This is a genomic window from Micromonospora sp. WMMD980 (assembly GCF_029626035.1).
Taxonomy (GTDB): Bacteria; Actinomycetota; Actinomycetes; order Mycobacteriales; family Micromonosporaceae; genus Micromonospora.
Genome location: NZ_JARUBE010000003.1, coordinates 988,951 through 1,015,355 on the forward strand (window position 1 = coordinate 988,951; position 26,405 = coordinate 1,015,355).

Annotated in this window: 24 protein-coding genes; 8 read left to right on the forward strand and 16 right to left on the reverse strand. The window is 72.5% G+C overall.

Annotation, left to right across the window (positions count from 1 at the left end; translation table 11 throughout):
* Positions 1-41 precede the first annotated feature (41 nt).
* Entirely contained in the window at positions 42-296 is a 255-nt protein-coding gene (locus O7618_RS05125; protein ID WP_278104789.1) for a hypothetical protein, read from the forward strand.
* An 18-nt stretch (positions 297-314) separates the two neighbouring features.
* On the opposite strand, the gene O7618_RS05130 is transcribed toward O7618_RS05125, so the two are convergent.
* The 14 genes from O7618_RS05130 to O7618_RS05195 all read right to left on the reverse strand — a co-directional run bounded on the left by O7618_RS05130 (position 315) and on the right by O7618_RS05195 (position 14,669).
* A complete protein-coding gene (locus O7618_RS05130) occupies positions 315-893 on the reverse strand; it encodes a methyltransferase domain-containing protein (RefSeq protein ID WP_278104790.1) in 579 nt (192 codons plus the stop codon).
* Between the two features lie 266 nt (positions 894-1,159).
* Positions 1,160-2,209 (reverse strand): class I SAM-dependent methyltransferase, encoded by a 1,050-nt coding sequence (locus tag O7618_RS05135; RefSeq protein WP_278104791.1) that lies wholly within the window; start codon positions 2,207-2,209, stop codon positions 1,160-1,162.
* Positions 2,206-3,192 (reverse strand): hypothetical protein, encoded by a 987-nt coding sequence (locus O7618_RS05140; protein ID WP_278104792.1) that lies wholly within the window; start codon positions 3,190-3,192, stop codon positions 2,206-2,208. Before O7618_RS05140 ends, O7618_RS05135 begins: the two co-directional genes overlap by 4 nt.
* Positions 3,189-4,295 (reverse strand): endonuclease/exonuclease/phosphatase family protein, encoded by a 1,107-nt coding sequence (locus O7618_RS05145; RefSeq protein WP_278104794.1) that lies wholly within the window; start codon positions 4,293-4,295, stop codon positions 3,189-3,191. Before O7618_RS05145 ends, O7618_RS05140 begins: the two co-directional genes overlap by 4 nt.
* Positions 4,292-5,314, reverse strand: a complete 1,023-nt coding sequence (locus O7618_RS05150) for a glycosyltransferase family 2 protein (protein WP_278104795.1) — start codon at positions 5,312-5,314, stop codon at positions 4,292-4,294. The genes O7618_RS05145 and O7618_RS05150 overlap by 4 nt, the downstream gene beginning before the upstream one ends.
* Position 5,315: 1 nt before the next feature.
* Entirely contained in the window at positions 5,316-6,332 is a 1,017-nt protein-coding gene (locus O7618_RS05155; protein ID WP_278104796.1) for a glycosyltransferase family 2 protein, read from the reverse strand.
* Positions 6,329-7,579 (reverse strand): endonuclease/exonuclease/phosphatase family protein, encoded by a 1,251-nt coding sequence (locus tag O7618_RS05160; RefSeq protein WP_278104797.1) that lies wholly within the window; start codon positions 7,577-7,579, stop codon positions 6,329-6,331. The genes O7618_RS05155 and O7618_RS05160 overlap by 4 nt, the downstream gene beginning before the upstream one ends.
* Positions 7,576-8,607, reverse strand: a complete 1,032-nt coding sequence (locus O7618_RS05165) for a glycosyltransferase (protein ID WP_278104798.1) — start codon at positions 8,605-8,607, stop codon at positions 7,576-7,578. Before O7618_RS05165 ends, O7618_RS05160 begins: the two co-directional genes overlap by 4 nt.
* Positions 8,608-8,667: 60 nt before the next feature.
* A complete protein-coding gene (locus tag O7618_RS05170) occupies positions 8,668-9,630 on the reverse strand; it encodes a UbiA prenyltransferase family protein (RefSeq protein WP_278104799.1) in 963 nt (320 codons plus the stop codon).
* A gap of 11 nt (positions 9,631-9,641) precedes the next feature.
* On the reverse strand, positions 9,642-10,685 hold the full coding sequence (locus O7618_RS05175; RefSeq protein WP_278104800.1) for an NAD-dependent epimerase/dehydratase family protein: 1,044 nt from the start codon (positions 10,683-10,685) through the stop codon (positions 9,642-9,644).
* A complete protein-coding gene (locus O7618_RS05180; protein ID WP_278109925.1) occupies positions 10,679-12,001 on the reverse strand; it encodes an aminotransferase class III-fold pyridoxal phosphate-dependent enzyme in 1,323 nt (440 codons plus the stop codon). Before O7618_RS05180 ends, O7618_RS05175 begins: the two co-directional genes overlap by 7 nt.
* 334 nt (positions 12,002-12,335) lie before the next feature.
* The gene (locus O7618_RS05185; protein ID WP_278104801.1) at positions 12,336-12,974 is read right to left on the reverse strand and encodes a response regulator transcription factor; all 639 of its coding nucleotides are present in this window, start codon (positions 12,972-12,974) and stop codon (positions 12,336-12,338) included.
* On the reverse strand, positions 12,962-14,110 hold the full coding sequence (locus tag O7618_RS05190) for an ATP-binding protein (RefSeq protein WP_278104802.1): 1,149 nt from the start codon (positions 14,108-14,110) through the stop codon (positions 12,962-12,964). The genes O7618_RS05185 and O7618_RS05190 overlap by 13 nt, the downstream gene beginning before the upstream one ends.
* Positions 14,111-14,189: 79 nt before the next feature.
* Positions 14,190-14,669: a hypothetical protein gene (locus tag O7618_RS05195; RefSeq protein WP_278104803.1), complete on the reverse strand. Its 480-nt coding sequence runs from the start codon at positions 14,667-14,669 to the stop codon at positions 14,190-14,192.
* Positions 14,670-14,811: 142 nt separating this feature from the next.
* On the opposite strand from O7618_RS05195, the gene O7618_RS05200 reads away from it, so the two are divergent.
* Complete coding sequence (locus O7618_RS05200) at positions 14,812-16,188, forward strand: CoA transferase (RefSeq protein ID WP_278104804.1); 1,377 nt, start codon at positions 14,812-14,814, stop codon at positions 16,186-16,188.
* 25 nt (positions 16,189-16,213) lie between these two features.
* Here the strand turns inward: O7618_RS05200 and O7618_RS05205 are convergent, their stop codons facing one another.
* The gene (locus O7618_RS05205) at positions 16,214-16,627 is read right to left on the reverse strand and encodes a hypothetical protein (RefSeq protein ID WP_278104806.1); all 414 of its coding nucleotides are present in this window, start codon (positions 16,625-16,627) and stop codon (positions 16,214-16,216) included.
* A gap of 437 nt (positions 16,628-17,064) precedes the next feature.
* Between O7618_RS05205 and O7618_RS05210 the strand changes: the two genes are divergently transcribed.
* Entirely contained in the window at positions 17,065-17,700 is a 636-nt protein-coding gene (locus tag O7618_RS05210) for a ChbG/HpnK family deacetylase (protein WP_278104807.1), read from the forward strand.
* A gap of 42 nt (positions 17,701-17,742) precedes the next feature.
* Here the strand turns inward: O7618_RS05210 and O7618_RS05215 are convergent, their stop codons facing one another.
* Positions 17,743-18,732 (reverse strand): LacI family DNA-binding transcriptional regulator, encoded by a 990-nt coding sequence (locus O7618_RS05215; RefSeq protein WP_278104808.1) that lies wholly within the window; start codon positions 18,730-18,732, stop codon positions 17,743-17,745.
* A gap of 173 nt (positions 18,733-18,905) precedes the next feature.
* On the opposite strand from O7618_RS05215, the gene O7618_RS05220 reads away from it, so the two are divergent.
* Genes O7618_RS05220 through O7618_RS05240 form a run of 5 tightly spaced genes read left to right on the forward strand, consistent with a single transcriptional unit; the run spans position 18,906 to position 26,300 of the window.
* Positions 18,906-19,817, forward strand: a complete 912-nt coding sequence (locus tag O7618_RS05220) for a sugar ABC transporter permease (RefSeq protein ID WP_278104809.1) — start codon at positions 18,906-18,908, stop codon at positions 19,815-19,817.
* The gene (locus tag O7618_RS05225; RefSeq protein WP_278104810.1) at positions 19,814-20,713 is read left to right on the forward strand and encodes a carbohydrate ABC transporter permease; all 900 of its coding nucleotides are present in this window, start codon (positions 19,814-19,816) and stop codon (positions 20,711-20,713) included. The genes O7618_RS05220 and O7618_RS05225 overlap by 4 nt, the downstream gene beginning before the upstream one ends.
* Before the next feature lie 36 nt (positions 20,714-20,749).
* Positions 20,750-22,042, forward strand: coding sequence for a sugar ABC transporter substrate-binding protein (locus O7618_RS05230; RefSeq protein ID WP_278104811.1), 1,293 nt, complete (start codon positions 20,750-20,752; stop codon positions 22,040-22,042).
* Positions 22,043-22,065: 23 nt separating this feature from the next.
* The gene (locus tag O7618_RS05235; protein WP_278104812.1) at positions 22,066-23,682 is read left to right on the forward strand and encodes a hypothetical protein; all 1,617 of its coding nucleotides are present in this window, start codon (positions 22,066-22,068) and stop codon (positions 23,680-23,682) included.
* A gap of 26 nt (positions 23,683-23,708) precedes the next feature.
* Positions 23,709-26,300 carry an ADP-ribosylglycohydrolase family protein gene (locus O7618_RS05240; protein ID WP_278104813.1) on the forward strand — a complete coding sequence of 864 codons (2,592 nt, stop codon included), beginning with the start codon at positions 23,709-23,711 and terminating at the stop codon, positions 26,298-26,300.
* Positions 26,301-26,405: the final 105 nt, after the last annotated feature.

The window sequence follows — 26,405 nt, forward strand, 5'->3', positions numbered from 1 at the left end:
CGGTACCGGGTACTGGTGACCGGTCGCTCAGCGTGCCGCGGATGACCGAGCCGGCCTCTCGCAGACAGCTCTACGATCTCTTGCCGCCGGTGATCGTGCACCAGCTACGGCGCGACACCGCTGCCCGAGTGGAAATGTTTGCCCTGGTGCGGAGTTTCGAGCACTACCGGCACCTGACGCCGGGGAGTTCTCTCACCGCCGCCCTGGAGATGTTCGTCCCCGACCATCCGGCGGTCACCGAGGTGGCCGACGCGCTGACGAGCGCTAATCTCCACGACCTCTCGGAGCACCGATGACCGGCACGGGGCGACCGGTCAGCCCGGGTGGCGTCCCCACGCCGAGATCAGCGGCGCGAGGGTGAGGTCGAGTTCGCCGGCCTCGACGGCGGCCAGGTGGGCGTCGATCTCGACGTCGTCGGCCAGCCCCGCGGCGAGCAGCTCACCACGGACCATGCGCACCGTCGCGGCCTCCAGCCGGTCGCAGGCCACCCCACCGATCGGGAAGCAACCGGTGGCCGTCACCTCGACCAGACCCGCCGCCCGCAACGCCCGGGGCAGCGTACGGCCGAAGCGCAGATCGGCGCCGCGGCGGGTCAGCAGCTCCCGGACGGCCCGGCGCAGCCGATTGACGCGCCGCTGCGCCGGGCCGAGGCAGGCCAGGGACTGCAACTCGGTGTCGGCGTCCTCCACCACCAGCCAACCGCCGGGCCGCAGCGCCGCCGTCATCGTCGCCAACGCCCGGGCCCGGTCGGGCAGGTGGACGAGCACGAGCCGCGTGTGCACCAGGTCGAACGTGCCGGGCTGCGGCGGCGGGTCCGCGACGATGTCGTGCCGGCGTACCTCGTACCGGCCGTGCGGGTCCAACCAGGCCGGATCGAGGTCCGTGGCCAGCACGTGACCGGTCGTCCCGACGGCTGTGGCCGCGCCGCCGGAATGCCGGGGCCGCCGGCGCCGACCTCCCAGCAGCGCCGGCCCGGCCCCACCCCGAGCCGGTCGAAGTGCCCACGCGTGACCCCGTCGAACAGCTAGGCCAGCCAGGTGAACCGCTCACCCGCCTCGACCCGGGCGTTGTCGGGCAGGTAGCGGTGATCGGGGGAACCCATGCCTCCCATCCTCCCGCCGGCCGGGCGCGGTGTCAGCGCGACACGGGGCGAACCCGGCTATCCGGTGGGAGGCGTCGTGGCTACGGGACCGCTGCCGAGGTCCGCCCGCGGACGCAGCCAGAACGACGCGGGCAGGAAGTGTTCGGTCAGCCCGAGACGCCGCCACAGCGGGGCCGCGACCTCGCGCAGTTCCGGGTCGCCGGCCACGAACGCGTTGGGCAGCTCGATCTCCCAGCGCTCCGGCGCAGCCAGCAGGAACGCGGCCAGCAGGTACTGCTCGTTGTAGTGCCGGTGGCGCCACTGCGGCGGGTAGTCGCGGGGCAGCATGATGTCGTGCACCTGCACCAGCACGCCGGGCCGCAGCCGGGGCAGCACCTCGAAGAAGAAGACCGTCACGTCCGAGCCCATGAAACTGCGGTGCGACCCGTCGAAGAAGACCACGTCACCGGCGTCCAACTCGTCGAAGAGGCTCAGGTCGGCCCGCTCCAGCGGCGCCCGGACCACGTCGTCGCAGAGCACGTCGACGCTGGCCCGGGGCGCCGGGTCGATCGAGGTGATCCGGGTACGCAGACCGTGGTCGCGGACCGCCCGGCGGGCGAACTTCGTCGAGTTGCCGGAGCCGATCTCGACGTACCGCGCCGGTTCGTGCTCGACCAGGAAACCGTAGAGCGCCAGCGCGTCCAGCGGCGGCAGCCAGCCGTTGCGCCAGTACGGCTCGCCCGAGTCGAGGTCGCCGTGCAGCGGGACGGCGGCGAGCCGGTCGGCGTGACCGAGGAACCGCCGGAGCGTGTCGGCGTACGCGTCCCGCCGCCGATCGAGCAGCTCGGTGATGCCCGGGTGGTCGGGTCGGCCGTAGCCGAAGCGCGGCTCCGGGCTCACCGGGAAGTCCACGAAGATCGGCCGGCGCAGCCCGAACGCGGAAAGCACCAGCCCGTGCAGCAGGGGACGGCGCTCCAGCCGCGCCAGCGGGCCGGCGAGGAACGGCAGGGCGGAGAGCACCTCCACCCCGGAGGCGGTACGCACGGCGCTGCGCAACCGGCGGAGACCGCCGCGCAGCCCGCCTCCGGTGCCGGGGGACGCGGCGGACGGCAGGTCGGTGGTGGTCATGAGGAGACTCCTTCGAGACGGTCGGCAGGGGCGGGACGGGACGGGGTGGCGGCGTACGGCGGACCGCCCGGGCGACGGCCGGTGACGGCCAGCAGGGCGAGCACGACGACCGTCGAGCCGATGTCGCCGACGGTCAGCAGCACCCGGCTCAACGCGACGAGGGTCACCAGGTCCGGGCCGCCGACCAGGGTGGCGACGGTGAGCGCGAGCGCGACCTCGCGTACGCCGAGCCCGGTCGGCAGGACCACGGCGCAGAGCCCGGCGACCACGGAGAGGGCGAAACCGCCGACGCCCAGCGGCAGCGCCGGGCCCGGCGCGGCGCCGAGGGCGACCGCCAGCACGGTGATGTGCAGGCCGCTCATCAGCCAGCCGAGCACCATCAGCCCGGTGGCGCCCAGCAGCGTCGGGCGTCCGGGCAACAGCGGCCCGGTGTCGCCCCGGCGCAGCAGCCGCGCGACGGCGGCCAGCAGCCGGCCGAGCATGCCTGGGGCGAGCACCGGCGCGGCGGCGGCCACGCAGGCCGGCAGCAGCAGCCACCACCAGCGGCTCTGCCCGACCAGCCAGGGCAGCGCGAGGACGCCGACGAGCACCCCGGACACCGCCGCGAGTCCCTGGCTGGCGAGGAACGCGGCGGCGAGCCGGGCCGGTGGCTGGCGCAGCGGCCGGGCCATCGCGGCGTGCGCCACCGTCGGCCACACCCCGCCCGGCAGGTAGCGGGTCAGCCCGGCGAGGAAGTAGACCCGGGTGGCGTCGCGCAGCGACAGTCTCGTGCCCAGCCCGGCCAGCAGGACCCGCCAACCGACGAAGCCGGGCACGCCGCCGACCGCGGCGAGGACCCCGGCGGTCAGCGCCGCGTCCCAACCGACCGTCCGCAGGCTGTCCGCCATCCCGTGCCGTACCCGCCACACCTGCCAGCCGAGAAAGGCCAGTACGGCGGCGTACCCGAGCACGCGCAGCGTGGCCCACACCCGTGCCCGGCTCACCGGGACCCACCGAGGGAGAGCACGACGTCCTGCACCCGGTGGTCGGACATGCCCCGGGCGTCGTGCAGCCGGTAGCGGTGCACGGTCCATCCGGGGGAGACGAACGTCCAGTCCAGCCGCCACCAGCGCCGGCCGGCGATCGTCCACGACGTCGGGTACGCCGACCCGCTGGCCCGGGCCGCGTCGGTGAGCCGGTCGCGGAGCCGGCCCAGGTCGCCCATGGCCGGGCTGGTGTTGAGGTCGCCGGCGACCAGCACCGGGTTCGGGTTGCGGTCGAGGTCGGCGGCGAGCGCCCGGTACTGCGTCTCCCGCCGCTGGAAGAACTCGTGCCGGCGGTCGTAGAACAGCTCGCGCAGCGGGCTGCTCAGGTCCAGCGGCACCAGGATGTGGGTGTTGTAGACCGACACCGTGCGACCGCCCACCCGCAGGTCGGTGCGGAGCGATTTGACCTCCCAGTAGTCGGTGCGCCAGTCCGCGCCGGGCGGCGGGTCGGCCGGCAACGCGGTCGTCGCGACGACCGGGAACCGGGTCACGGTGACCAGTTCCCCGCGCAGCACCACCTGGTAGCCGGTGAACTCGTGACGCAGCCGGGCCAGGTCGGCGTCGCGGCGGGCCGGGTCGTCGTCGGGCTTGTACTCCTGGAGGAGGTAGACGTCGGCGTGCCGGGCGGTCAGCGAGGCGTAGAACGCGTCGGGGTCGTCGGTGGCGTTCCACACCGTCGTGTTCCAGGAGACTAGGCGCAGCGCGTCCGCCGGCGCGCGCGGCGGGGTGCGCCACACGGCCGGGTTCAGCCCGGCCAGGTCCGCGCCGAGCAGCAGCCCGGCCACCGTGAGCAGCGCCAGCCGGGCCCGGAACCGGCCGGCCAGCGGCACCGCCCCGAGCAGCAGCACCGGTACGGCGACGAACGCCAGCGGCGGGATCAGTTCCGGCGCCAGCCACAGCCACCACCGGCCGCTGAGCAGCCGGTGCGCCACCACCAGGAGCAGCCACGCCGCGCCCAGGCCGGTGAGCACCGCGCCGGCGCGGGCGGCGGGTCGCCGGCCGACCCGGCCCGTCCGGCCGGTCACCGGTTCGGTGCGCGGTGGCGTCCGCACGGCGGTCACGCGATCACCGCCGGCTGCTCGTAGAGGCGGCGGAAGCGGCGGGAGAGCAGCCACTGCACGAGTCCCACCGCCACGCCCACCCCGATGGTGAGGCTGACCAGCAGGTGCAGGCCGGCGAAGCGCAGCGTGTAGCCCAGGCCCCGGACGGCGCGCACGTAGCGGTACATCCGCGCGTCGCTGAGCAGCCAGAGCGCCAGCAGCAGCAGCGGCACCACGGCCCACCCCGGACCGGCCAGCAGCGGCAGCGGCGTGGTGGCGGCGGCCAGCCAGGACGCCAGCCCGGTGCCGGACTCGGCGGAGGTCACCACCCCCACCACCCGCCGTCGGTGCAGGAAGAACGGGATGTGCACGCGGGTCCGGGTGAACACCTTGCCCAGTGCGATCCGCAGCGTCGCGTCGTCGTCGTGCCGGCCGATGACCCGGCTGGTCATCCGCACCTCGTACCGGTCGGTGAGCCGTTCGCTGACGTCCGCCCCCTCGCTCTGGGTCAGCCGGGGGTTGAACGGGCCCACCTGCGCCCAGACCCTGGTCGGCACGGCCAGGATCGCGGTCGACAGGAAACCGGTGATGCTGCCCTCGGCGACGCGGAAGTACCAGTGCCGGTACAGATTGCGGTAGTCCTTGGTGAAGGTGCCGTCGATCAACGGGACGGTGTCGTAGTTGCCGCAGACGGCGCCGACGCCGGGCTCGTCGCGTAGGATCGCCACCGCGACGGCCACCGCGTCCGGGGCCAGCGCCACGTCCGAGTCGACGAACATCAGCACCTTCCCGGTGGCGGCCTCCGCGCCGAGGTTGCGTGCCACCGAGGGCCCGCTGTTGACCGGCGTACGCAGCACCCGCACCTCGGGGAAGGACTCGGCGACCGCCACCGAGTCGTCGGTACTGCCGTCGTCGACCACGATCACCTCCACCGGCCGGTGCGTCTGCCGGCGCAGCGCCGCCAGGCAGAGCCGCAGCGTGCGGGCGTAGTTGTAGTTGGGCACGATGACCGAGACGAGGGGCGCGGAGACGGCCACCACCTCACCAACCTTTCGAGTCGAGGGGACGCAGGGCGGCCCGCGACGACGGGCCGAACGTCGGGTCCACCAGGGACCGGACCAGGCCGACCGCGGCACCGGTGATCAGTGCGACGTTCACCAGCAGGTGGATGCCGAGGGCGCGGACCAGGAACGCCCCGCCGCCCCGGCGTAGCGCCCCCACCAGCGGCGGGTCGGCGGCGGCGAAGACCGCCAGGCAGAGCACCGGCACGCCGGCCCCGTACGGACCGAGCAGCGCCGCCGGCAGGGTGAGCCCGGCCAGCCCGGCCGCCAGCACACCGAGGCTGCGGTTCAGCGCCAGACCGCGCCGACGGTAGCGGTTGCGCAGCGACCAGCGGAGCAGTTGGGCCCGCCGGTACTGCTCGGCCAGCAGCGGCAGCAGCCGGTCCGCCTCATCGTGCCGACCGACGACGGTGTCGGTGAGCCGGATCCGGTACCGGGTCAGCAACCGCTCGCTGTACTCGTCGTCCTCGGCGCTGCGCAGGTTCTCGTCGAACGGACCGAGGTCGCGCAGCACGGCACGGGGCACCGCGGCGAGCGCGAAGACGGCGGTGTCGACCGGGCCGACCGCCCGGGTCAGCGCGGAGTGCAGGTGCAGCACCCGGTACCGCTCGACCGGCCCGTCGTCGATCAGCGGCTCCGGGGCGTAGACGCCGTAGACGCAGCCGCAGTCCGGGTCGGCGGCCAGCACCGCCAGCGCGTTGGCGATCGCGTCCGGGGCCAGCGCGACGTCGGAGTCGACGAAGAAGACCACCTCACCACGACTGGCCGCCACCCCGGCGTTGCGGGCTGCGGAGACCCCGCCGTTGACCGGCTGGACCAGCACCCGCACGCCGGCCGCCGCGGCCACCGCCGCCGACCCGTCGGTGCTGCCGTCGTCGACGACGAGCACCTCCACCGGCGGATGGGTCTGCGCCGCCACCGCGTCCAGGCAGTGGCGCAGCGTCTTCGCGGCGTTCCAGACCGGGATCACGACCGAGACGGTCGGTGTACGGCTCACGACCCCTCCCCGAGCGTCACCACGGCGGTCTGGGCGCGGTGATCGGACAACCCGCGCGGATCGTCCAGCGTGTACCGGTGCACGCGTACCGTCCGGGAGGTCAGCGTCCAGTCCAGCCGCCAGGCCGCCGGCAGCCGACCGGCGGGCCAGCTCGCCGGGTACACGTCGGCGTTGGCGTCCGCGGCGTCGCGCAGCCGGTCCCGCAACGGGCGCAGGTCGCCCATCGCTGCCGTGGTGTTGAAGTCGCCGGCGACCAGCACCGGCCCGGGGTTGGCGGCTAGGTCGGCCCGCAGCCCGGCGAGTTGCGCCCGCCGGGCCCGGTCACGTTCCCGCACGTAGCCCAGGAACCGCCTCGGCGCGAGGTTCACCTGCACCGGCAGGTGCACGTTGTACGTGGACAGCACCCGGCCGCCCACCAGCAGGTCGGCGCGGAGCACCTTGGCGGCGGCGAAGACCCGCCCGAAGTCGGCGCCCGGGTCGGCCGCGAGGCCCGCGCCGGGACCGACCGCCGGCCGGGCCACCACCGGGAACCGGGACAGGGTGAGCAGCTCGCCACGGGCGACGACGGTGTAGCCGGGGAACGCCCGACGCAGCCGCTCCGGGTCGGGGGCGGGCCGGGCGCCGGCCAGCCCGGCCGCGTCGTCCCAGTAGAGGTGCTCCTGCAACAGGTAGACGTCGGCCCGCCGGTCGACCAGGAACCGCAGAAACGCCTCCGGGTCGTCGTGCTGGTCCCAGTAGCCGGTGTTCCAGGCCAGCACCGTCAGCGCGCCCGACGGCGGGGCGGGGCGGGACGCCCACGCGTACCGGTTGAGGCCGGTGTCGGGCAGCCCGATCGTCAGCGCGGTGACCGCCGCCGCCAGCACCACCGCCGCCGCCCGGGTGGGCAGCGGCCGGCGCAGCGCCCGGGCCGCCGGCACGGCCGCCGCCAGCGCCACCGGCACCAGCAGGTACGCGACCGGCGGCAGCAGGTCCGGCAGCAGCCAGAACCACCAGCGCCCGCTCAACGCGCGGTGCAGGCCGGTGAACACCGCCCAGCCGAGCGCCGCCGCCCAGAGCAGCCGGGTGGCCGCACACCACCGCCGCCGGTCGGGCATGCGTTCGCGGCCCTCGCTGCGCTCGGTGCGCTCGCTCATGCGGTGCTGGTTGGGCATGCGTTCGCGGCCCTCGCTGCGCTCGGTGCGCTCGCTCATGCGGTGCCGGTCGGGCATGCGTTCGCGGCCCTCGCTGCGCTCGGTGCGCTCGCTCATGCGGACACCTGCGCGGTGGGGCGTGGGCCGCCCTCGTAGAGGCGCCGGAAGGAGCGGGAGCAGAGCCACTGCGCCGCGCCGGCGCCGGCGCCGGCGGCGATCGCCAGGTTGATCAGCCACTGCACCCCGACGAACGCGACGAGCAACGCCGGTCCGCGGCGGCGGGCGACGAACCGGTACATGCCGGCGTCGCACGCCAGGAAGAGCAGGAGGGCGGCCAGGGACGGCAGTGCCCCGAGCGCGCCGGCCAGCAGCGGTAACGGCAGCGCGAGCGTGCCGAGCAGCGCGCTGGCGGCGGCCCACATCCGGGACGCGGTCTCGAAGCCCTGCGCGGCACGACGCCGGTACGCGTACAGCGGCATCCGCAGCCGGCTGCGGTGGAACACCTTGCGCAGCATCGGTCCGAGCCGGTCGTCGTCGCGGTGCCGGCCGTGCAGCGCGTCGGTGAGCCGGATCGGGTACCGGCCGGTGAGCCGCTCGCCGTACTCGACCTCCTCGGTCTGGCGCAGCCCTTCGTGGAACGGGCCGATCTCGGCGAACACCCGGGCCGGCATGGCGCAGATGGCGGTGAACAGGAAGCTGACGTCGCCCAGCGAGCTGATCCGCCACCAGTGCGCCTGGAGGCACCGGCACTCCTGAACGAGGCTGTCCCGGACCAGCGGGACCTCGTCGAGGATGCCGCAGATCGCGCCGGCCCGCGGGTCGGCGGCGAGCAGCCGCACCGCCCGGGCCACCGTGTCCGGCGGCAGTTCCACGTCGGAGTCGACGAAGAGCAGGACGTCGCCGCGGGCCCGGGCGGCGCCGATGTTGCGGGCCAGGGCGGGGCCGCCGTTGTGCGGCGTGTGGACCACCGGCACGCCGAGCGACTCGGCCACCGCCACCGAGTCGTCGGTGCTCCGGTCGTCCACGAAGATGATCTCGGTGGCGGGATGGGTCTGCGCCAGCAGCGCCGGCAGCGTCAGCGGCAGCGAGCCGGCGTGGTTGTAGTTGGGGACGACGACGGAGACCGTCGGGGTGTGCGCGGTCATGGCTCTCCTTTACGAGGGCACGGGCGAAGGGCGGGGCGCGGGCGAGGGTGGGACGCGGCTTCAGGACAGGGCGGCGACGAGCGCCGGGAACCGGATGGCGGCGTAGAGCGCGCCCAGGCAGGCCGCCCAGAGCAATGCGGCGGCGAGCACCGCCCGGTCCCGCGACAGCAGCCGGACCGGGTCGCCGCCGGCCCGCCGGACCAGCGCCAGTTGCAGGTACCGCGACATCAGGTAGAGGACGAACGGGGTGGACAGCAGCATCGCGGCGTCCCCGTACCGGCCGAACGGCGCTTCGGTGCCCAGCCAGACCAGGCCGGCGGTGACCGCCAGGAGCCCGTTGAGCTGGAGCAGGTGCCCGGCCAGCTCCACCGACCAGCCGCGCAGGGCGGGCCGGTGGGCCACCCCCGCGTCCAGCAGTTCCTGGCGGCGTTTGCCGACGATCAGCAGCAGGCAGCCGGCGAACACGGTGACCAGCAGCCAGGCCGACACGTCCGCACCGACGGCCAGGTAGCCCTGCACGGCGCGCAGCACGAACCCGGTCGCGACCACCCCGGCCTCGACCAGCGGAACGTGCTTCAGGCCCCGGCTGTACCAGACGTTGAGCACCAGATAGGTCAGCACCGGCCAGGCCGGTCCGACCGGGCCGGCGGCCAGCAGCAGCGCGAGGCCGAGCAGGAGCACGACGGCGCAGGCGTACGCCAGCGGCACCGGCACCCGGCCGGACGCCACCGGCCGGTGGCGCTTCATCGGGTGAAGTCCGTCCCGGTGCCGGTCGACCACGTCGTTGCCCACGTACACGGCCGAGGCGGCGAGCACGAACGCGACGACGGACCAGCCCAGTCGGGTCAGCCCGGCCAGGTGCCAGGACAGCGGGTCCAGCAGGGGGAGCGGGACGACCAGCAGGCTCTTCACCCAGTGGCCGGGTCGGACCAGGCGGATCAGGTCGACGACCAGTCGGTGGCGGCGGGTGGCGGGCGGCTCCACGGCCGGCACGGCGGCGGGAGCGGAGTCGAGGAGAGGCATCGGCCGGCGCCCTAGAAGAAGATCTTCGCGAGGGAGAGGGCGCCCTGTCGCCAGGGTTCCCGGCTGGTCCGGCCGGCCCCGGTCGCCGTCGCACCCCGGTTCGCCCGCCACCACCGGTAGGTGGTGAGGATCGCGTCCCGGTTGGCGAGGCGGGGCGTGAAGCCGAGCCGGTCGCGGGCCTTGTCGATGCTCACGTAGGAGTCCGCGCGCAGCTTGTACAGCAGCCGCCCGTACACCGGGGAGAGGCCGCTGCGCTCCAACGCCCGCAGTGCCGCGAGCGTCGGCGCGGCCGGCATCCCGACCACCCGCCGGCCGTGCCCGGCGGCGTCGAGCACCGCCTGGAAGTCCTCGCGCAGCGTGCCGAACTCGGCCGCGCCCAGGTTGTACGTGTCCCCGGCGACGTCTTCCGGGGCGGCCAGCACGGTCAGCACGGCGTCGACGAGATCCTCGACGGCGAACATCTGCACCCGCACGTCGCCGCGACCGAGCACCGGGAAGTTCCGGCCCTCCTCGGCCCATTCGAAGAGCATCGCGAACAGGCCCATCCGGCCCGGTCCGAGGAACGTCTTGGGTCGCAGCACCGGCACGCAGAGCCCGTCCGCGCGGAACCGTTCCACAAGGAGTTCCGCCTCGACCTTCGCCCGCGTGTACGGGTCGACCGGCTCCCGCGGGTGGTCCTCGGGTGTGGGCACCAGCCGGGGCAGGCCGTAGACGGCGGTGGAGGAGATGTGCACGACCCGGGGGACCTGCACCCGGCGGGCGGCGCCGAGCACCGCGTGCGTGCCGTCCACGATGATCGACCGGATCATCTCGGCCGGGTAGCTGGGCAGCGCGGCGGCGCAGTGCACCACGACGGACGCGTCGGCGAACACCCGCGCCAGCAACGCGGCATCGCGGACGTCGCCCTGGCTGTGGGCCAGCTCCGGATGGGTGTGCGCGGCGGGCAGCAGGTCCACCCCGTGCACCCGGTGCCCCTCGGCGAGCAGCCGGCGGACCAGGTGCGAGCCGAGCATCCCGCTGGCTCCGGTCACCACGACGTGGCCGCTGGTCACCATCGCGACGTCACCCGCTCCCGGACGAAGGCGGTCAGCAGCCGGGGCAGCCCTCGGGACAGCGTCGCGTCCAGGGCGGTGAGGAAGTGCTCCACGTCTTCCGGGCCGGCCACCAGGCTCGGCGCGACCATCAGCGGATTGTCGGCGTTGGGGCTGTAGTAGGTCATGATCCCGTGCTCGCGGAACAGGTGCGCGATCACCGACAGGGTGATGAGCTTGGTGCGGAACTGCGGGTCGTGGGTGAAGCCGGGCATCAGCCGGCCGGCCAGGTCGAGCAGGCCGGGACCACCGCCGAGGAAGACGCCCCACAGCGCGCCGGCGCCGTCGACCCGGCCGACCACCTCGGGGTACGCCTTGGCGATCCGGTCGAGGCCGGGTTGCAGCACGGCCCCCAGCATCCGGGCCCGGGCGGGGTAGTCGTCGTCGACCACCACCGCGACGGCCTCCAGGGCGGTGGCGGTCTCCTCGCCGAAGCCGTAGTAGGTGGTGCTGTGCAGGATGACGTCGGTCAGCCGGTCGTACGCCCGGCGGAACACCGGCTCGCGGGCCGTGTAGCCGGCGATCGAGGCCTTGCCGCCGCCGAGCGACTTGGAGTAGGTGAGGATGTCCGGCAGCAGCCCCTCGCAGCGCATGAAGTTGAACAGGCTGCCGGTCTTGCCCCACCCGGTGTAGACCTCGTCGAAGATCATGATGATGTCCCGCTCACGGCAGAGCCGTTGCAGGGCCAGCAGGTCGTCGTCGTCCCACCGGCGCATCGTGGAGGCGCTGAACGGTTCGACCAGGATGGCGTACACGTCGCAGCCGCCGTCCGGGGCGCGTGCCGCGTCGACGGCCGCGCGGACGGCGGCCAGGTCGCCGTACGGGTAGACGACGATGCCGGGCAGGCCGGGGAAGCGGAACGCGTTCTCCGACGAGCCGGTGAGACTGCCCGCGCCGAGGGTCTTGCCGTGGAAGCTGATGTCGGCGCGCAGCACCGTGTTGCGCCGTCCGCCGTGGTACTTGTAGGCCATCTTCACCGCGCCCTCGTTCGCCTCCGCGCCCGAGTTCGGGAAGTACGACACGGAGAGGTCGCCGGGGAGCAGGGCGGCCAGGTTGTGGCTCAGCGCCGCCGTGTACGGCGAGAAGAACGCCTTGTGCACCTCCATCCGCCGGGCCTCGGCGAAGCGCCGCCGGGCAGCCAGGATGCGCGGATGGTTGTGCCCGTGGTTCAGCACGCCGACGCCGCCGGAGAAGTCCAGCACCCGGCGGCCGTCCCGGAGATGGATCCACACCCCCTCGGCGTGGTCCACCAGTTCCCGGCCGAAGCCGAACGTCGTCATCAGGGAGACCTGGCTGCGACTGACATGGTCGCGGTACAGCTGGTGCACCTGCTTCGTGCCGAGCTGTTCCGCCTCGTCGATACCGATCAGGTGGGGCATGCGGTGGCCTTTCCTCGGACGACCGGTGGGGAGTGTCAGCGTCGACGGGACCGGTCCCCCCGAGTCCCCGGGTGATGGCGTGGCGACGCTGTGCGATCTCAAGCTAGCGACGTGTGTCGATCTCGTCATGCCGGATGTTCGGGGGACAGACCGACCCGTCCGCTGTCCCCCGGGCGGGGGACAGCGGACGTCCACGAGGACGGCGGGGGGACGTTCGTGGGGTGCCGGTGCCGTCTCAACCGGCCTGGAGGCGGTCCTCCCGGACCCGGTCGGCAAGGTCGAGCTTCGTGCGGCTGGGCCGACCGAGATCGTGGTACTTGGCCTTGACCCGGTCCAGGTAGGTGCGGGCGGTCTCCGGCTTGATGCCCAGGTGCCGGGCGGTGGCCGTGAGGGTCATGCCGGAGGCGTACGCGAGCAGCACCCCGCGCTCGCGGGGCGACAGCCGGGGACGGGTCGGCCGGGCGTCGCCCAGGCAGGCGAACGCCAGTTCCGACGAGAACGCGGGCCGCCCCGCCGCCACGTCCCGGACCGCGGTGGCCAGGGCCCCCAGGTCGTGGTCCTTCGTCACGTACCCGCTGCACCCGGCGGCGAACGTCGCCACCACCTGGTCGGGGCGGGCCCAGACGCTGAGCACCAGCACCCGGCGGCCGGACGTCACCAGCCGCCGCACGTTCTCCGCCGCGTCGCTGCCGTCGCGCAGCACCAGATCCAGCAGGACCACGTCGATCGGCTCGGTCAATGTCCGCAGCAGGCCCTCCACCGTGGCCGCCGTGCGAACCAGCCGCAGGTCGCCGACGCCCGCCAGCCAGGCGCCCAGACCCTCCAGCAGCATCCGGTCGTCGTCGACGGCCGCCACCCGGATCAGCCCGCCCATGTCAGCTCCACGCACGTCCCGGCCCCCGGCTCGCTGGAGACCCGGGCCCGACCGCCCACCTCGGCCACCCGGTCGACGATCGAGTGCCGGAAGCCGAAACCCGGGGGAGCCTCCTCGGGACAAAAGCCGCGCCCACGGTCGACCACCGTCACCCGCAGCAGTCGGCGGTCCACGGTCACGGTCAGCCAGGCGTGCTCCACGCCGGCGTGCTTGACCACGTTGTTCAGCGCCTCCTGCGCCGCCGCGCGCAACGCGGCCACGACCTGGGGCGGGATGTCCGCGGGCACGGTCGCCCCCTGGTACCGGACCCGCAGGCCGAGCAGGGACGCCTCGCTCACCACGTCCCGCAGCGCTTCGCCGAGCGTGCCGAACTTTACGTCGGAGCCGTCGCCGAGCAGCCCGCGGACCACCTCCGCGTCGCGGGCGCAGCGCCGGCGTACCTCGGGTCGGCCCGGGTCGGCCACGCCGCGGGCAATCAGCGTCAGCGTGGTCAGCACCGTGTCGTGCAGCGTCCGGTGGTGGGCGAGCCGGGTGACGAAGCGGGCGTGGTCGGCGGCGGCGTCCGCCTCGGCCGCCAACCGTTGCGCGTTGGTCCGGTCCAGGTTGCGTCCGGTACGCCGCAGGTAGCGCACGGCGAAGCCGGCGACCAGCGCGAAGCAGGCCACGCCGTTGACCGCGTGGACGAGCGCCGGTACCGAGGGGCCCGTGCCCGGGCCGACGGCGACGATCACCAGCGACTGGATGAGCACCAGCACCAGCAGGTCGCCCGCGACGGCCCAGGGCCGGACCAGCGCCGCCCCCACCAGCGAACCGCTCGCCTGCACCAGCAGGTTGCCCCAGTTCGGGGCCCCGACGTCGGTCGTCAGGTTCGCGGTGACCACCACCAGCACCGTGCCGGCCAGCAGGACGTCGAGGTGCACCAGTGCCGTCGGGAACCAGCCCCGCCGCCGGGCCACCCCGAACAGCACCACGTTCCAGACCGTCGCCGCGACCAGCAGGCCGAGGTTGGCCGAGGCGCTGCGGTACGCGCCGTAGGCGCAGGTGACGACCGCCGGGGCCAGACAGGTGATCCGATGTAGCGCCAGTAGGACCAGCATGAACCGGTTCGCCCGGCCCTCCCCCGTGACACCGGTCATGGTCGCAGAGTGACCGCGCAACGACACGCCGGTCATTCTGGCAGTCGATCTCAGCGATGGTCATCACTGCGGCGGATGGTCAAGTCCGTTCGGCGGCCCGGATCGACCGGCCGGTGCGGGGAGCGACCGCTTCCGCCACTTGACGTCCGTCGCCGCGAGCCGATCCGGCGTCTTCCCGCCGCGCCCGGTCAAGACCGGACAGCACCCGTCCCCGCAACAACTCGTACTGCTGCCGGCATCGTCCGGGCGGTCCCGGCGGACGGTGCTGCACCCGGGCGCCGACGACGGTCTTCCACGGGTGGAACTGGTCGGCGGTGAGGTCGACGACGTCGCCGTCGGGCAGCCGGTTCCAGTAGTGGTGACCGACCTTGACGCTCCCGACGAAGACCTCGCCGAGCACGAGTTCGCCGCCGAGAAGGTCCTGGATGACCAGGGCGCTGGCCCCGCACTGGCCACGGGCCGGGTTACCCGGGTGCCAGTCCCGCACGTCGTGCGGATCGCAGGTGTCCGCACCCCAGCTCGTGCGTAGGACCGGCCGGAGCCGCTCCAGGTCGGTCATCGGGCACTCTCCTCACCTGCCATGTTCTCCGGGCCCCACCCGTGCAGGGTGGGCCCTGCACCGGGTCGAGGGTCAAGGACCCGGGGCGGACCACGGGGGAGATGGTCTGGCACGGTTCGGCGAGCGCCGGGAGGATGTCCGCATGACGACTCTGGTGGACGGCGTCCTGGCCGACCTGGGGCTGGCGGGACTCACCGGACCCCAGCTCGCCGGAGATCCGCAGCCGGCGGCGCTGGCGTCACCCCTTGCCGTCGCCGAGTGCGCGATCGCGTCCGTGGCCGCCTGTCTCACGGCCGCCGCCGATCTGGCGTCCGCCCGCACCGGTCGGCGGCCCGAGGTCGCCCTCGACACGGGCCACGTGGCGGCGGCGGTGCGGAGCGAGGTCTGGCTCCGCGACGCGGACGGGCGGGGGATCGACGGCTTCGCGCCCCTGTCCCGATTGTGGCGGGCGGCGGACGGTTGGGTGCGCACCCACGCCAACTACCCGTGGCATCGGACGGCGCTGCTGGCGTCCCTCGGTGTCGACGATGGCCGGGACGCCGAGGTGCAGACGACGGTGGCGGACGTGATCGCCGCCCGCCCGGCGGGGGAGATCGAGCGTGCGGTGTACGCCGCGGGCGGGTTGGCCGTGGCCGCTCGTACCCGGTCCCGCTGGGAGGCGGACGGCCCGGCCCCGCTGGCGTTGCCGCTGGTCGACATGGCGCCGCTGAGTTGTGCGCCGCTGCCGGTGCCGCCTGTCGCACCGGGCGGGCTGCCGGCGTCCGGGGTGCGGGTGCTCGACCTGACCCGGGTCATCGCCGGTCCGGTCGGCACCAGGATGTTGGGTGCGCTCGGCGCCGACGTGCTGCGGGTCGACGATCCACGCCGTCCGGAGCTGGCGCTGCACGCCGTCGACGGGGTGATCGGCAAGGCCAGCACGACCCTGGACGCCCGCACGGCGGACGGCCGTCGCGCGCTGCACCGCCTGCTCGACCGGGCCGACGTGCTCGTGACCGGCCAACGGCCCGGGGCGCTGCGTCGGCTCGGGCTGGACCCGGACCAGGTCGCCGACCGGCATCCCGGTACCGTCGTCGTCACGCTGTCGGCCTGGGGCACGGCCGGCGTCTGGGGCGCCCGGCGCGGGTTCGACAGCCTGGTGCAGATCGCCACCGGCATCGGCTGGGCCACCAGCACGGACGGCGTTCGGCCCGGCGCGCTGCCCTGCCAACTGCTCGACCACGCCACCGGCTATCTCGTCGCCGCCGGTGCGCTGGCCGCGCTGGGGCGGCGCGTGCGCACCGGCGACGCCACCCACGTCTCGGTGTCCCTGGCCCGGACCGCGCGGTGGCTGCTCGACCAGGGCACCGCCCCGGTCGGGCGGGGCCCGGGCGACGACTCGCCGGCCCGGGCCGACGCCTGGCGGGTCGCGCTGGGCAACGGGTGGAGCGCGATCAGCCCACCGGGTCGTCTGGACGGCCGCGCGCTGGGCTGGCCGCATCTGCCGCCCGCCTACGGGCAGGCGCCGCCCGACTGGTGTTGACCGCCCGACGTGCCGCCAGCGCGGATCAGGGACGGGGGAAGATCGGCACCGACTGGTCCTCCGGGTCCAGGTCGATGGCCTCGGTGTAGTCGTCCCAGCGGTCGAGTGAGGCGAGATCCATCGGCGACAGCTTCCACTGACGCACCGGCTCGACCTTGCGGATAATGAACCGGGTGCGTTGTTCGTTGCGGGACACCGAGAACCAGAACTTGACCAGGCGGATGCCGGAACGGACCAGCATCCGTTCCAGGTCCGGGGCCTGGCGCAGGAACTCCAGGTACTCCTTGCGCGAACAGAAGCCCATCACCCGCTCCACGCCGGCCCGGTTGTACCAGGACCGATCGAACAGCACGATCTCCCCGGCCGCCGGCCGCCGGCCGCCGGCCGCCGGCAGACGGCCGATGCCGCGAGCCCGGTCGGACGAGAGGGGTGCGTCCACGGTTGGTCCTCTCTGATCGCTGGAGATATTTAGTTCAGTTGAATCGTTCAGTAATAAAATATGTCATCCGTGTTACCTGCGCTACCGGGACGCAACGATGACTTTGGATTTCATTTCTCCAGCGCGGATGGCGCTGCGCCATGCGGTCAGGAATCGCGCCGACGGCGAGCGAGTCGCACGTCAACCTGAAAGCTGAACGAGTTGACGTGGTGCGGAAGTGACCTGTGCCTGCCGCAGTGAGCAGAAGGCTGCTCATCGTAACGGTCCTCCTCGGCGGAGGCGTACGGGAGCAGGTGGCGCCCGTACGGTACCCCGGTGGCCGAGCGGCTCTAGATCGACGAGCTTTGTGTGGGTTCCGTCCGTGGCTGGCTGCCGCGCCGGCTCCTGCACCCTGACGGCAGGCTGCATTGCGCGCCTTTGATCGGTCCGCGCACGCCGTGTCGGTGATGGTGCCCGCTCCCGCCTTCGATGACGCGGTGACGCGGTTCGGCCGCATGTCCGTGGTGGATGTCGGCGTGCATCTCACCCTGACCAGTGAGTGGGTGACGCCGCGCTGGAGGCCCGTCCTGCCTCCGCACGAGGTGCCGTCCCTCGTCGACGACGAGGGCTACCTGCTGCCCGACCCCCATGACCTCTTCGCCCGGGGCATCTCGGTGGACGAGGCGGTGGCGGAGGCGCGGGCGCAGGTCGCCGTCGCCCGTCAGGCCGGACTAGAGCCGTCCTACCTGGACGAACACATGGGGGTGGGATGGTTACCGACTTTGCGCGACGCCCTGGAGGCGTTGTGTTGGGCGTCCGATCTCATCCCGGCAGAGAGGTACCCGTACCTGCCGGACGCCGGCGAGCCGTTCGCGACGCGGATCAGCGGTGCGCCGTCCGGTGTCCACGTTCTGGTCACCCACCCCGGTCACGACGAACCGGAGCTGCGACGGGTCCATCTGCGCGACGGCCGGCCCGGGGAGGTGGCCCGCCAGCGTGACGACGAGCGTCGGGAACTGGTCGCGGCGCCGCTGGCGCGGGAACTGGCGCGTCCCGGCATCGAGGTGGTTCGCTTCAGCACCCTGCTGGCGTAGCGGCGCCTGTGTGGTACGCCGGAGCGCACCTACCCGTGGGCGTCAGGCGCGACCTACCGTCGAGGCGCGGACCCGCAGGGCGCAGGGGACGCGGATGAGCTCGTGTCGTTGGGGTGCGCCCTGGACCGCGGCGAGTAGCAGGCGCCCGGCGACGCGACCCATCTCCAGCAACGGCAGCGCGACGGTGGACAGGGGCGGCCGTTGGTGGACGGCGAGCGAGCGGTCGTCGAAGCCGATGACCGCGACGTCCCCGGGGATGGTCAGCCCGCGCTCCTGCACGGCGGCCAGCGCTCCGGTGGCGAGGTCGTCGCTGGCGCAGAAGATCGCATCGGGTGGATCGATGTCGGCGAGCAGGGCGTCGGCGATCTGGAAGCCGTCCTCCGGGGCCCACGACGACGCGTGCTGGACGAGCGCGGGGTGCAGCGGCACGCCGGCGTCGTGCAGGGTGGTGCGGAAGCCGTCGAGACGCTCCCCGGTGGCTTCCCAAGACGCCGGTCCGTTGATGAAGGCGATCCGGCGACGGCCGATGTCGATCAGGTGCTGCGCGGCCATGGCCGCGCCGTCGCGGTCGTGGGGCAGCACGCTGGGTACGGGCTCGGAAACGCCGTACTCGTAGAGGAAGACGTAGGGCGTGCCGGTCAGGGGCAGGGCGGGTCCGGATCGGGGGCGTACCCGGTTACCGGACATGATGATCAGCCCGTCGACCTGACGGTCGACGAGTCGGCGTAGGTGCCGGCGTTCCTTCTCGGCGTCGCCGTAGCTGTTGGCCAGCAGCACCGAGACGTCGTACTCGGAGGCGGCCTCCTCGACACCGCGCATCAGCGCGTTGGTGAAGATGCCCTCGAGATCGTCGGTGAGGATCGCGATGGTGTCGGTGTGTCGGGCGCGCAGGCCGCGGGCGACCGCGTTGGGCCGGTATCCCAGCCGGGCGATGGTGCCCAGGACCCGCTGCCGGACCTCCGCACCGACGTCCGGACGGTCATTGATGACCTTGGAAACGGTGGCGGTGGACACCCCGGCGACGGATGCCACGTCGCGCATCGTCACTCGGGTGGAGCCTGTCTCGATCACCATGCTCCTAAACGATTACGCATCCATGTGTCGCGGTAGCGTAGCAGAAAAGCGCTGTTGAGGGTCTTGACACATAGCCGCATTCGCGTTGTAACGTGACGCCCACGAAATCGATTACGTAAGAGGAGTGCCTGATGACAGCGCGCGCGAGCACGGCCCGCGCCCGGACCGGTCCCCGGGCTCGACGGCAACGGGCCGGCCTGTGGTACGTGGCCCCCGCCGTGCTTCTGGTGCTCGGAATGTTCGTACTGCCGGTCGTCGTCACCGGGGTGATGTCGTTCTACGACTGGTCGCTGCTCGGTGACCGGACGTTCGTGGGCTGGGCGAACTACCGACGCCTCGTCGATGACACGTCCTGGTGGCACAGCCTGGGCTTCACCACGCTCTACACCGTGATCACCACCGTGGTGCTGTTCGTGGTCGGCTTCGCGTTGGCCTCGGCGGTGCGCCACAAGCGCCGTGGGGTCGGGCTGCTGCGCACGGCGTTCGTGATGCCGGTGGTGATCGGGTTCGCCACCGCGAGCTACCTGACGTTGTGGCTGATGGACGACCGGATCGGCGTCGTGCCCGACCTGCTGCGCCGCCTCGGGCTGGTCGACGGTCCGGTCTCGGTCTTCAGCCGCTTCTCCACCGCGCTCGCCGTCGTCGTGGCGTTGGTGGTCTGGAAGACGGTCGGGCTGACCATGTTGCTGCTGATGTCCGGGATGCAGGCCATCTCCAAGGACTTCTACGAGGCCGCGCAGGTCGACGGCGCGAGCCGTCGGCGGACGTTCTTCTCGATCACCATCCCGCTGCTGCGACCGACCATCGCGATGGTCCTGGTGCTCACGGTCATCGGCAGCTACCTGGCCTTCGACCAGTTCTTCATCCTCACCCAGGGCGGGCCGGACAACAGCACGATCCCGGTCGTCTACCTGATCTACCGGGCCGGCTTCATCGACTTCAACCTCGGCTACTCGGCCGCGATGTCGATCGGGCTGATGGTCATCCTGCTCATTCTCACCACGGTTCAACTGGTGATTCTGCGATCCGGGGAGGATCAGTGACCCTGCTCGCCCGAACGCCTGTCGCGCCCCGCACCGCCTCGACCGCGCCGCGCCGGCGGCGGCGTCCCCTTCCCTGGTTGCCGGCGGCCGCCTTCTACACCGTGTGCGGCCTGCTGGCGTTGCTCTTCGTGGCTCCGGTCGCCTGGCTCGTGCTGGCCTCGTTCAAGAGCGGCGCCGAGTTCGCGCAGAGCCCGCCGACCTATCTGCCGGACACCTGGAGTCTGGAGAACTACCGCCGGTTGATCGACGCGGGCCTGTTCCGCAACGTGGCGAACAGCGCGCTGGCCGCTGCCGGCACGGTGGTGACGGCGACCGTCCTGTCCGTGCTTGCCGGCTATGGCTTCGCCCGGTTCCGGTTCCGCTTCCGCGGCGTGTTGTTCCTGGTCGTCCTCTCCACCCTGATGATCCCGTTCCAGTCGATCGTGCCCTCGCTCTACCTCATCCTGGACACCCTGGGCCTGACGAACTCGATCCTCGGCCTGATCCTCGTCTACACCGTCTTCGCGTTGCCGTTCGGCATCTTCACGATGCGGGCCGCCTTCGCCGCCGTACCGGCGGCGATCGAGGAGGCGGCGATCATGGACGGGGCCGGCACGCTCACCGCCCTGTGCCGCGTCCTGCTCCCGGTGGTGACACCGGGCGTGGCGACTGTCGCGCTCTACGCCTTCTTCACCGCGTGGAACGAGTTCCTCGCGGCGCTCATCTTCACCACCCGGCAGGAGCAGTACACCCTGCCGGTCGTCCTCGCCAACCTGCAGACCGGCGCCGGAGGTCTGCTCAACTGGGGCGTCCTGGAGACCGGAGCGGTGTTCGCCGCCGTGCCCTGCGTCCTCATCTTTCTCATCCTCCAGCGGTACTACGTCGCCGGCCTCGCCGGCGGTGCCGTCAAGGGCTGAAACACCTCCCCCACCCCCCTCTACCAGGAGATCACCATGTCCGGAATCTCGCGACGGCGCGTACTCGCGCCGGCACTGGCGGCCGTCCTGGTCGCCGGCCTCGCCGCCTGCGGCAACACCGACTCCACCGACAGCCGGTCCGGGACGGCCGAGCTGACCGGGTCCGGCCCGGCGACCCTCTGGGTCCGGGCGGCCGACGAGCCACTCGACAAGGCGCTGGTCGCCGAGTGGAACGCCAAGAATCCCGACCGCAAGATCACCATGCTGACCGTGCCGGACGCCCAGTACGTGCAGAAGTACGTGCAGGCCGTCCGCAGCGGTGACGCCCCCGATCTCGCCGCCGTCGACATCGCCAACGTCAAGGCGCTGACCAGCCAGAAGCTGTTGACCGACATCACCGCCCAGGTCGACGCGCTGCCGTACAAGGACAAGCTCGCCCCGGCCGGCATCAATGTCAGCACGATCGACAAGAAGATCTACGCCCTGCCGCACCAACTCGACGTCTCGGTCCTGTACTACAACAAGGGCCTGTTCACCCGCGCCGGACTCGACCCGGAGAAGCCACCCGCGTCGCTCGACGAGATGGTCGCGGCGGCCCGGAAGATCACCGCCCTCGGCGGGGGCAACTACGGGTTCGCCTTCGCCGGCAACTGCGCGGGCTGCAACGCCTACACCATGCTGCCCTACATCTGGGCCAGCGGCGGCGACATCATGAACGCCGACGGCACCGAGGCCACCCTCCAGGACCCCGCGGTCGCCGCCGTCCTCAACGCCCACAAGACCATGTGGGACGAGAAGCTCATGCCGGCCGCGGAGAAGGACGACAACGGCGCCACCTGGCTCAGCAGCTTCCAGGGCGGCAAGGTCGGCATGCTCGCGCTCGGCAGCTTCGGGATCAACGTCTTCAAGGCGCAGAAGGGCCTCGAGTTCGGGGTCACCCCGATCCCCGGCACGTCCGGCACCTCGGCGTTCCTCGGCGGTGACGTCATCGGCATCTCGAAGGGCGCCAAGAACGCCAAGACCGCCTGGGACTTCATCGCGTGGAGCATGGACGAGAACGTCCAGAAGACCACGGTGGCCAAGACCGGACAGCTCACCGTGCGCTCGGACGCCGCGGACAACCCCTCGACCCAGGCCGAGCCCCGGCTGCTCGCCGCCAACAAGCTCATCGCCGACGCGAGAGTGCCGGTGACCGCCAAGTACAACTCCCTCTTCATCGACCCCACCGGCCCGTACCTGCAGTTCATCCGCGACTGGGTGTTCACCGGCAATCCGCAGCAGGCGATCGAGAAGGGCAAGAGCGGCTTCACCAGCCGGCTCGCGTCCTGACCGCACCCCCAGAGAGGAACACCATGCAAGACCTGAGCTTCCGGTGGCCGCACCCACGTATCGCCACCTCGCTCGGCCCGGTCACCGTTCGCATCCACACCGGGGAGAATGTCTACGGCCTCGACCCGGCGTCGCTGCGCACCGACGAGGACGGCGTCGTCGTGGCCGACCGGCTCACCTGGGCCGGCGGCGAGCAGACCTGCGACGGCACCGCGCGTGTGCGCGTCGTCGACGGCGAGGACGGTGTACGGATCGAGGTGAGTGCCGAGCACCGCCACGGCGTCCGGAGCGTCGCGCTGGTCCTGCACGACCAGCCCACCGGCGACGTGACCGCCGTGCGTGAGGGCGACCTTCCGGTGCCGCCGGCGGGACGGGTGGTCGGCTATCCCAACGGCTGGTTCGACCTCGCCACGCCGCTGCTGGCGGTACGCCGCCCGGACGGCGACCTGACCGTGGCCCGCAGCCTCGACGACCAGGTCCGCAGCAAGCGCTTCGTCGTCATCCCGCACTTCGACGACCCCGCGACCTGCGACCTCGAACTGATCGCCGACACCGACGCCGCACAGCCCAGTGCCCGCTTCGAGGTGCCGGTCTGGGAGCTGCGCCGCACCGCCGACCTCGCACCGGTCGTCGCCGAGCACACCGCCCATCTCCGCCAGGCCTACGACCTGCCGGACTGGGCGGAGCGGACGGACGTCCCGGCGTGGCTGCGCCGCACCGCGCTGGTGCTCTCCCTCAACGGCATGCACTTCACCGGCAAGGTCTTCCTCACCTACGACGGCATGCTCGACGTCATCCGGCGCCTGTCCGACCAGATCGACCCGGAGCACATCCTGGCCTACCTGCCCGGCTGGGAGGGTCGCTACTACCGCTGGTACGGGCGCTTCGACGTCGACGAACGGCTCGGCGGCCCGGACGGCTTCCGGCGGCTCATCGACGGTGCGCACCAGCTCGGCGCCCGGATCATGCCGATGTTCGGCGCCAACGTGGCCGCCCGCGACCTGCCCGGCTTCGAAACCTGGGCGGCGCCGGGTCAACTGCTCAACCCCAGCGGCCACATGCCGATCGGATCGGTCGACTGGGACGCGTCACGCCACTTCGACCACAGCTGGGGCGCGCTGGTCAACCCGGCCTATGAGCCCTGGCGGCGGCACATCGCCGAGCAGATCGTCCGACTGCACCACGAGTACGGCTTCGACGCGGCCTTCCTCGACATCTCCGCGATGTACAACAACGACCCCCGCGGCAGCACCACCCGCGGGCTCCGCGACCTCGTCGAACTGCTGCGCACCGGCGCACCGGACCTGGCCATCGCCGGTGAGGCGTGGTTCGACGCGCTCGGCGGCATCATCCCGCTGGTGCAGGCGGGCCACCGCGACACGGTGCCGGTCTTCCACGACCTGCCGGACCCGGCGTTGTTCACCGCCAGCAACCGGTCCTTCGGCCACGTCTGCCTCGGTGACCCGGCACACGGATCCTCCGGCGTGCACGAGGCGGGCTACAACGCGCACTGGCGGCTGCCGGTCCGCGAAGGGGTGATCCCCACTCTCACCGTCGTCGACGACACCCTCGACAAGGCCCCGGAGCGCGTTGCCCTGGTGGTGCAGGACGCCCGCGAGTACGCGGCGAAGTATCTCTAGCTGACCCCCTTCCCGGAAGGTCCGTCATGCCCCGAGAAACACGTACGCTGCTGCCCCTGCTGCTGGTCGCCGCGACGGCGATCGTCGTGCCGGTCACGGCGCCGCCGCCCGCGGAGGCGGCGGCGACAGTGACCCTGTCCCGCAGCGACTACCGCGACAAGACGCTCGCGGCCGTCCTCGGCCAGGTCGGCGGCGTGCTGACCGGCTACGAGTACAAGAGCCCCCAGCCGGAACCCACCGACGACTGCTTCCGACCCACCTACGGCCCCTACTCCGGAGACGCCCCGGCGAGCTGCTGGACCCCGAACGACTACCCCGGATACGACCGGCTCGGCGCACCCCACTTCGCCTCCCACGAGACCGGCAGCGACGACGACTACCACGTCGATTTCTTCAACCAGTTGATCCTCTCCGAGCACGGCCCGGACGCCACCTTCCAGGACATCAAGGACGAGTGGGTGGCCCACGACATCGGCGACTGGGGCCCTGGCGACATCGCCAACGCCGCCATGCGCGACGACGGAATGGTGCCACCCCTCACCGGGCGGGCCGAGTTCAACCGGCACTACTGGCTGACCGAGCCCTACATCGAGAACGACACCCTCGGCCTCGTCGCGCCCGGCATGCCGGCCACCGCCCGGGACCTCGCCAACCGCTTCGGCGCGGTCACCGGCGAGTTCGACTCGGTCGTCTGGGCCAGATTCCAGGCCGCCATGTACGCCGAGGCCTACCTCCTCGACGACGGGCGGGAGGCGCTGAGCCGCGCCGCCGCAACCCTGCCCCGCGACTCCTGGCCGTATGAGGTCTACCAGCGGGTGGTGGCGCTACACGACCAGAACCCCGCCGACTGGCGCTGGGCGCAGGCCCAACTCATGTCCTTCGTGCGCAACGTCTACGGCCAGGACAACGAGATGGCCATCCCCGATCGCAACAACGGCTCGGTCCTGATCGCGATCCTCTACGGCGGCAACGACTACCGCACCACCCTGCGGATCGCCTCCCTGATCGGCAACGACGCGGACTGCACCGCCTCGTTCGCCGCCGGTCTGATGGGGATCATCCACGGCATGGCCGGCACCCCACAGGAATTCAAGGACCGCATCTACCAGGGCGGCGCCGGCCGCTACGTCAACGACACCACGACCGGCTTCCCGCCGCACGTCAACAACGACTACCCGGAGCGACAGTCCTGGGATGACCTCGTCACGCTCTACGAGTCCAACACCGCGGCCCAGGTCGTCGCCCGGGGAGGCAGTGTCGACGCGAGCGCGTTCACCGTGGTGCCGCAGACGGTCCTGCCCGAGCGGGTCACCCCGATCGGCAACGCCGACTTCGAGCAGGGCACGCTGGCCGGCTGGACGACCTGGACGCCGGGCCCCGATCCGGGTGCGCCGAACGCCATCGCCGAGAACAACGGGACCGCCCAGTCGGGCGCCTACAAGGCGACGGTCTTCACCGACGCGAGCGTGCCGGAGGTCAAGCTGACCACGACGGTGCGTGGGCTCGAACCCGGCGCGACCTACCGCGCGAGCGCGTTCGTGCAGACCAACGGGACCGCGAGGTTCTTCGTCGGCGGCACGCACACGACCGCGGTCGACACCTATGCCGTCGCCCACCGCCAGTGGGCGCGCCGGAGCATCGAGTTCGTCGCCGGTGCGGACACCGCACAGATCGGCCTGCACCTGCCGCCCGGACCGACCGCCTTCGCGGCCGTCGACAACGTCACCGTCGCGCAGATCACCGCGCCGGCGACGACCCGTTACGAGGCGGAGTCCGCCACCGTCGCCGGCGGCGTGGTGCGAACGTCCGGCTCCGCGTCGGGTGGCTCGTACGTCGGAGGGCTCGACGACACGAACGCCTACGTGCAGTTCACCGTCACCGTGCCGACCGCTGGCCAGTACCGCATGGGGATCGGTTTCGCCAACGGCGGCGCGTCCGTGGGCACATTGGACGTGCTGGTCGCCGGGGTCAAGCAGTACACCGCGCCCTTCCCGCGCACCGGCGCCTGGGGCACCTTCTCCCGTAACGTGCAGGATCTGCCGGTGACCCTGATGGCCGGCGCCAACACGATCCGCCTGCAGCGCGCCGGGGTCGGACACGTGGAGTTCGACCACGTCGACGTGGGCCGCTATCCCGAGCCGGTGTACGCGGCCGAGCAGACCGTGCCGCTCAGCAACGGCGGCTTCGACAGCGGGGGTGCGACGCAGACTCCGGCCGGCTGGGAGACCTGGGCCGGGACGGACGGCACCTCGGCCGACGCCGACTACGTCGAGGAGGGCGGGCTGACCGGTGGGTTCCGTCTCACCCAGCACAAGGCCGGGCCGTACCAGGTCTACACGAGCCGCACCGTGACCGGATTGGCGGACGGCGTCTACACCCTCAGCGCGTACGCGACCGGGGGAGGAGGCCAGTCCGCGGCATACCTGAGCGCCAAGGGTTACGGCGCGGGCGTACCGGAGCTGACCACACCGATTCCGACGACCGGCTGGCCGCACTGGCGCCGGGTCGTCATCCCGGGCATCCGGGTCACCGGTGGAGCGCTGACCCTCGGGATCTACTCGGCCGGTAGCGGCGGCCAGTGGCTCTCCGCGGACGCCTTCACCCTCACCCGACAGTGAACTCGCCGGGGCCGCCCGACCCGGGCGTCCCCGGCGGGCCCGCACAGCACCGACGCGGCGGCGCCGGAACTTTACGGGCTACGTATCTGTCGGGCCACGGCGGTG

Bases quoted from the DNA above. Each gene is read 5' to 3' on its own strand.
- O7618_RS05235 (WP_278104812.1), top strand. From the start codon at position 22,066: ATGCAAGACCTGAGCTTCCGGTGGCCGCACCCACGTATCGCCACCTCG.
- O7618_RS05175 (WP_278104800.1), bottom strand. From the start codon at position 10,685: ATGGTGACCAGCGGCCACGTCGTGGTGACCGGAGCCAGCGGGATGCTC.
- O7618_RS05200 (WP_278104804.1), top strand. From the start codon at position 14,812: ATGACGACTCTGGTGGACGGCGTCCTGGCCGACCTGGGGCTGGCGGGA.
- O7618_RS05135 (WP_278104791.1), bottom strand. From the start codon at position 2,209: ATGACCACCACCGACCTGCCGTCCGCCGCGTCCCCCGGCACCGGAGGC.
- O7618_RS05160 (WP_278104797.1), bottom strand. From the start codon at position 7,579: ATGAGCGAGCGCACCGAGCGCAGCGAGGGCCGCGAACGCATGCCCGAC.
- O7618_RS05230 (WP_278104811.1), top strand. From the start codon at position 20,750: ATGTCCGGAATCTCGCGACGGCGCGTACTCGCGCCGGCACTGGCGGCC.
- O7618_RS05190 (WP_278104802.1), bottom strand. From the start codon at position 14,110: ATGACCGGTGTCACGGGGGAGGGCCGGGCGAACCGGTTCATGCTGGTC.
- O7618_RS05195 (WP_278104803.1), bottom strand. From the start codon at position 14,669: ATGACCGACCTGGAGCGGCTCCGGCCGGTCCTACGCACGAGCTGGGGT.
- O7618_RS05240 (WP_278104813.1), top strand. From the start codon at position 23,709: ATGCCCCGAGAAACACGTACGCTGCTGCCCCTGCTGCTGGTCGCCGCG.
- O7618_RS05220 (WP_278104809.1), top strand. From the start codon at position 18,906: ATGACAGCGCGCGCGAGCACGGCCCGCGCCCGGACCGGTCCCCGGGCT.
- O7618_RS05185 (WP_278104801.1), bottom strand. From the start codon at position 12,974: ATGGGCGGGCTGATCCGGGTGGCGGCCGTCGACGACGACCGGATGCTG.
- O7618_RS05165 (WP_278104798.1), bottom strand. From the start codon at position 8,607: ATGACCGCGCACACCCCGACGGTCTCCGTCGTCGTCCCCAACTACAAC.
- O7618_RS05170 (WP_278104799.1), bottom strand. From the start codon at position 9,630: ATGCCTCTCCTCGACTCCGCTCCCGCCGCCGTGCCGGCCGTGGAGCCG.
- O7618_RS05125 (WP_278104789.1), top strand. From the start codon at position 42: ATGACCGAGCCGGCCTCTCGCAGACAGCTCTACGATCTCTTGCCGCCG.
- O7618_RS05180 (WP_278109925.1), bottom strand. From the start codon at position 12,001: ATGACGACGTTCGGCTTCGGCCGGGAACTGGTGGACCACGCCGAGGGG.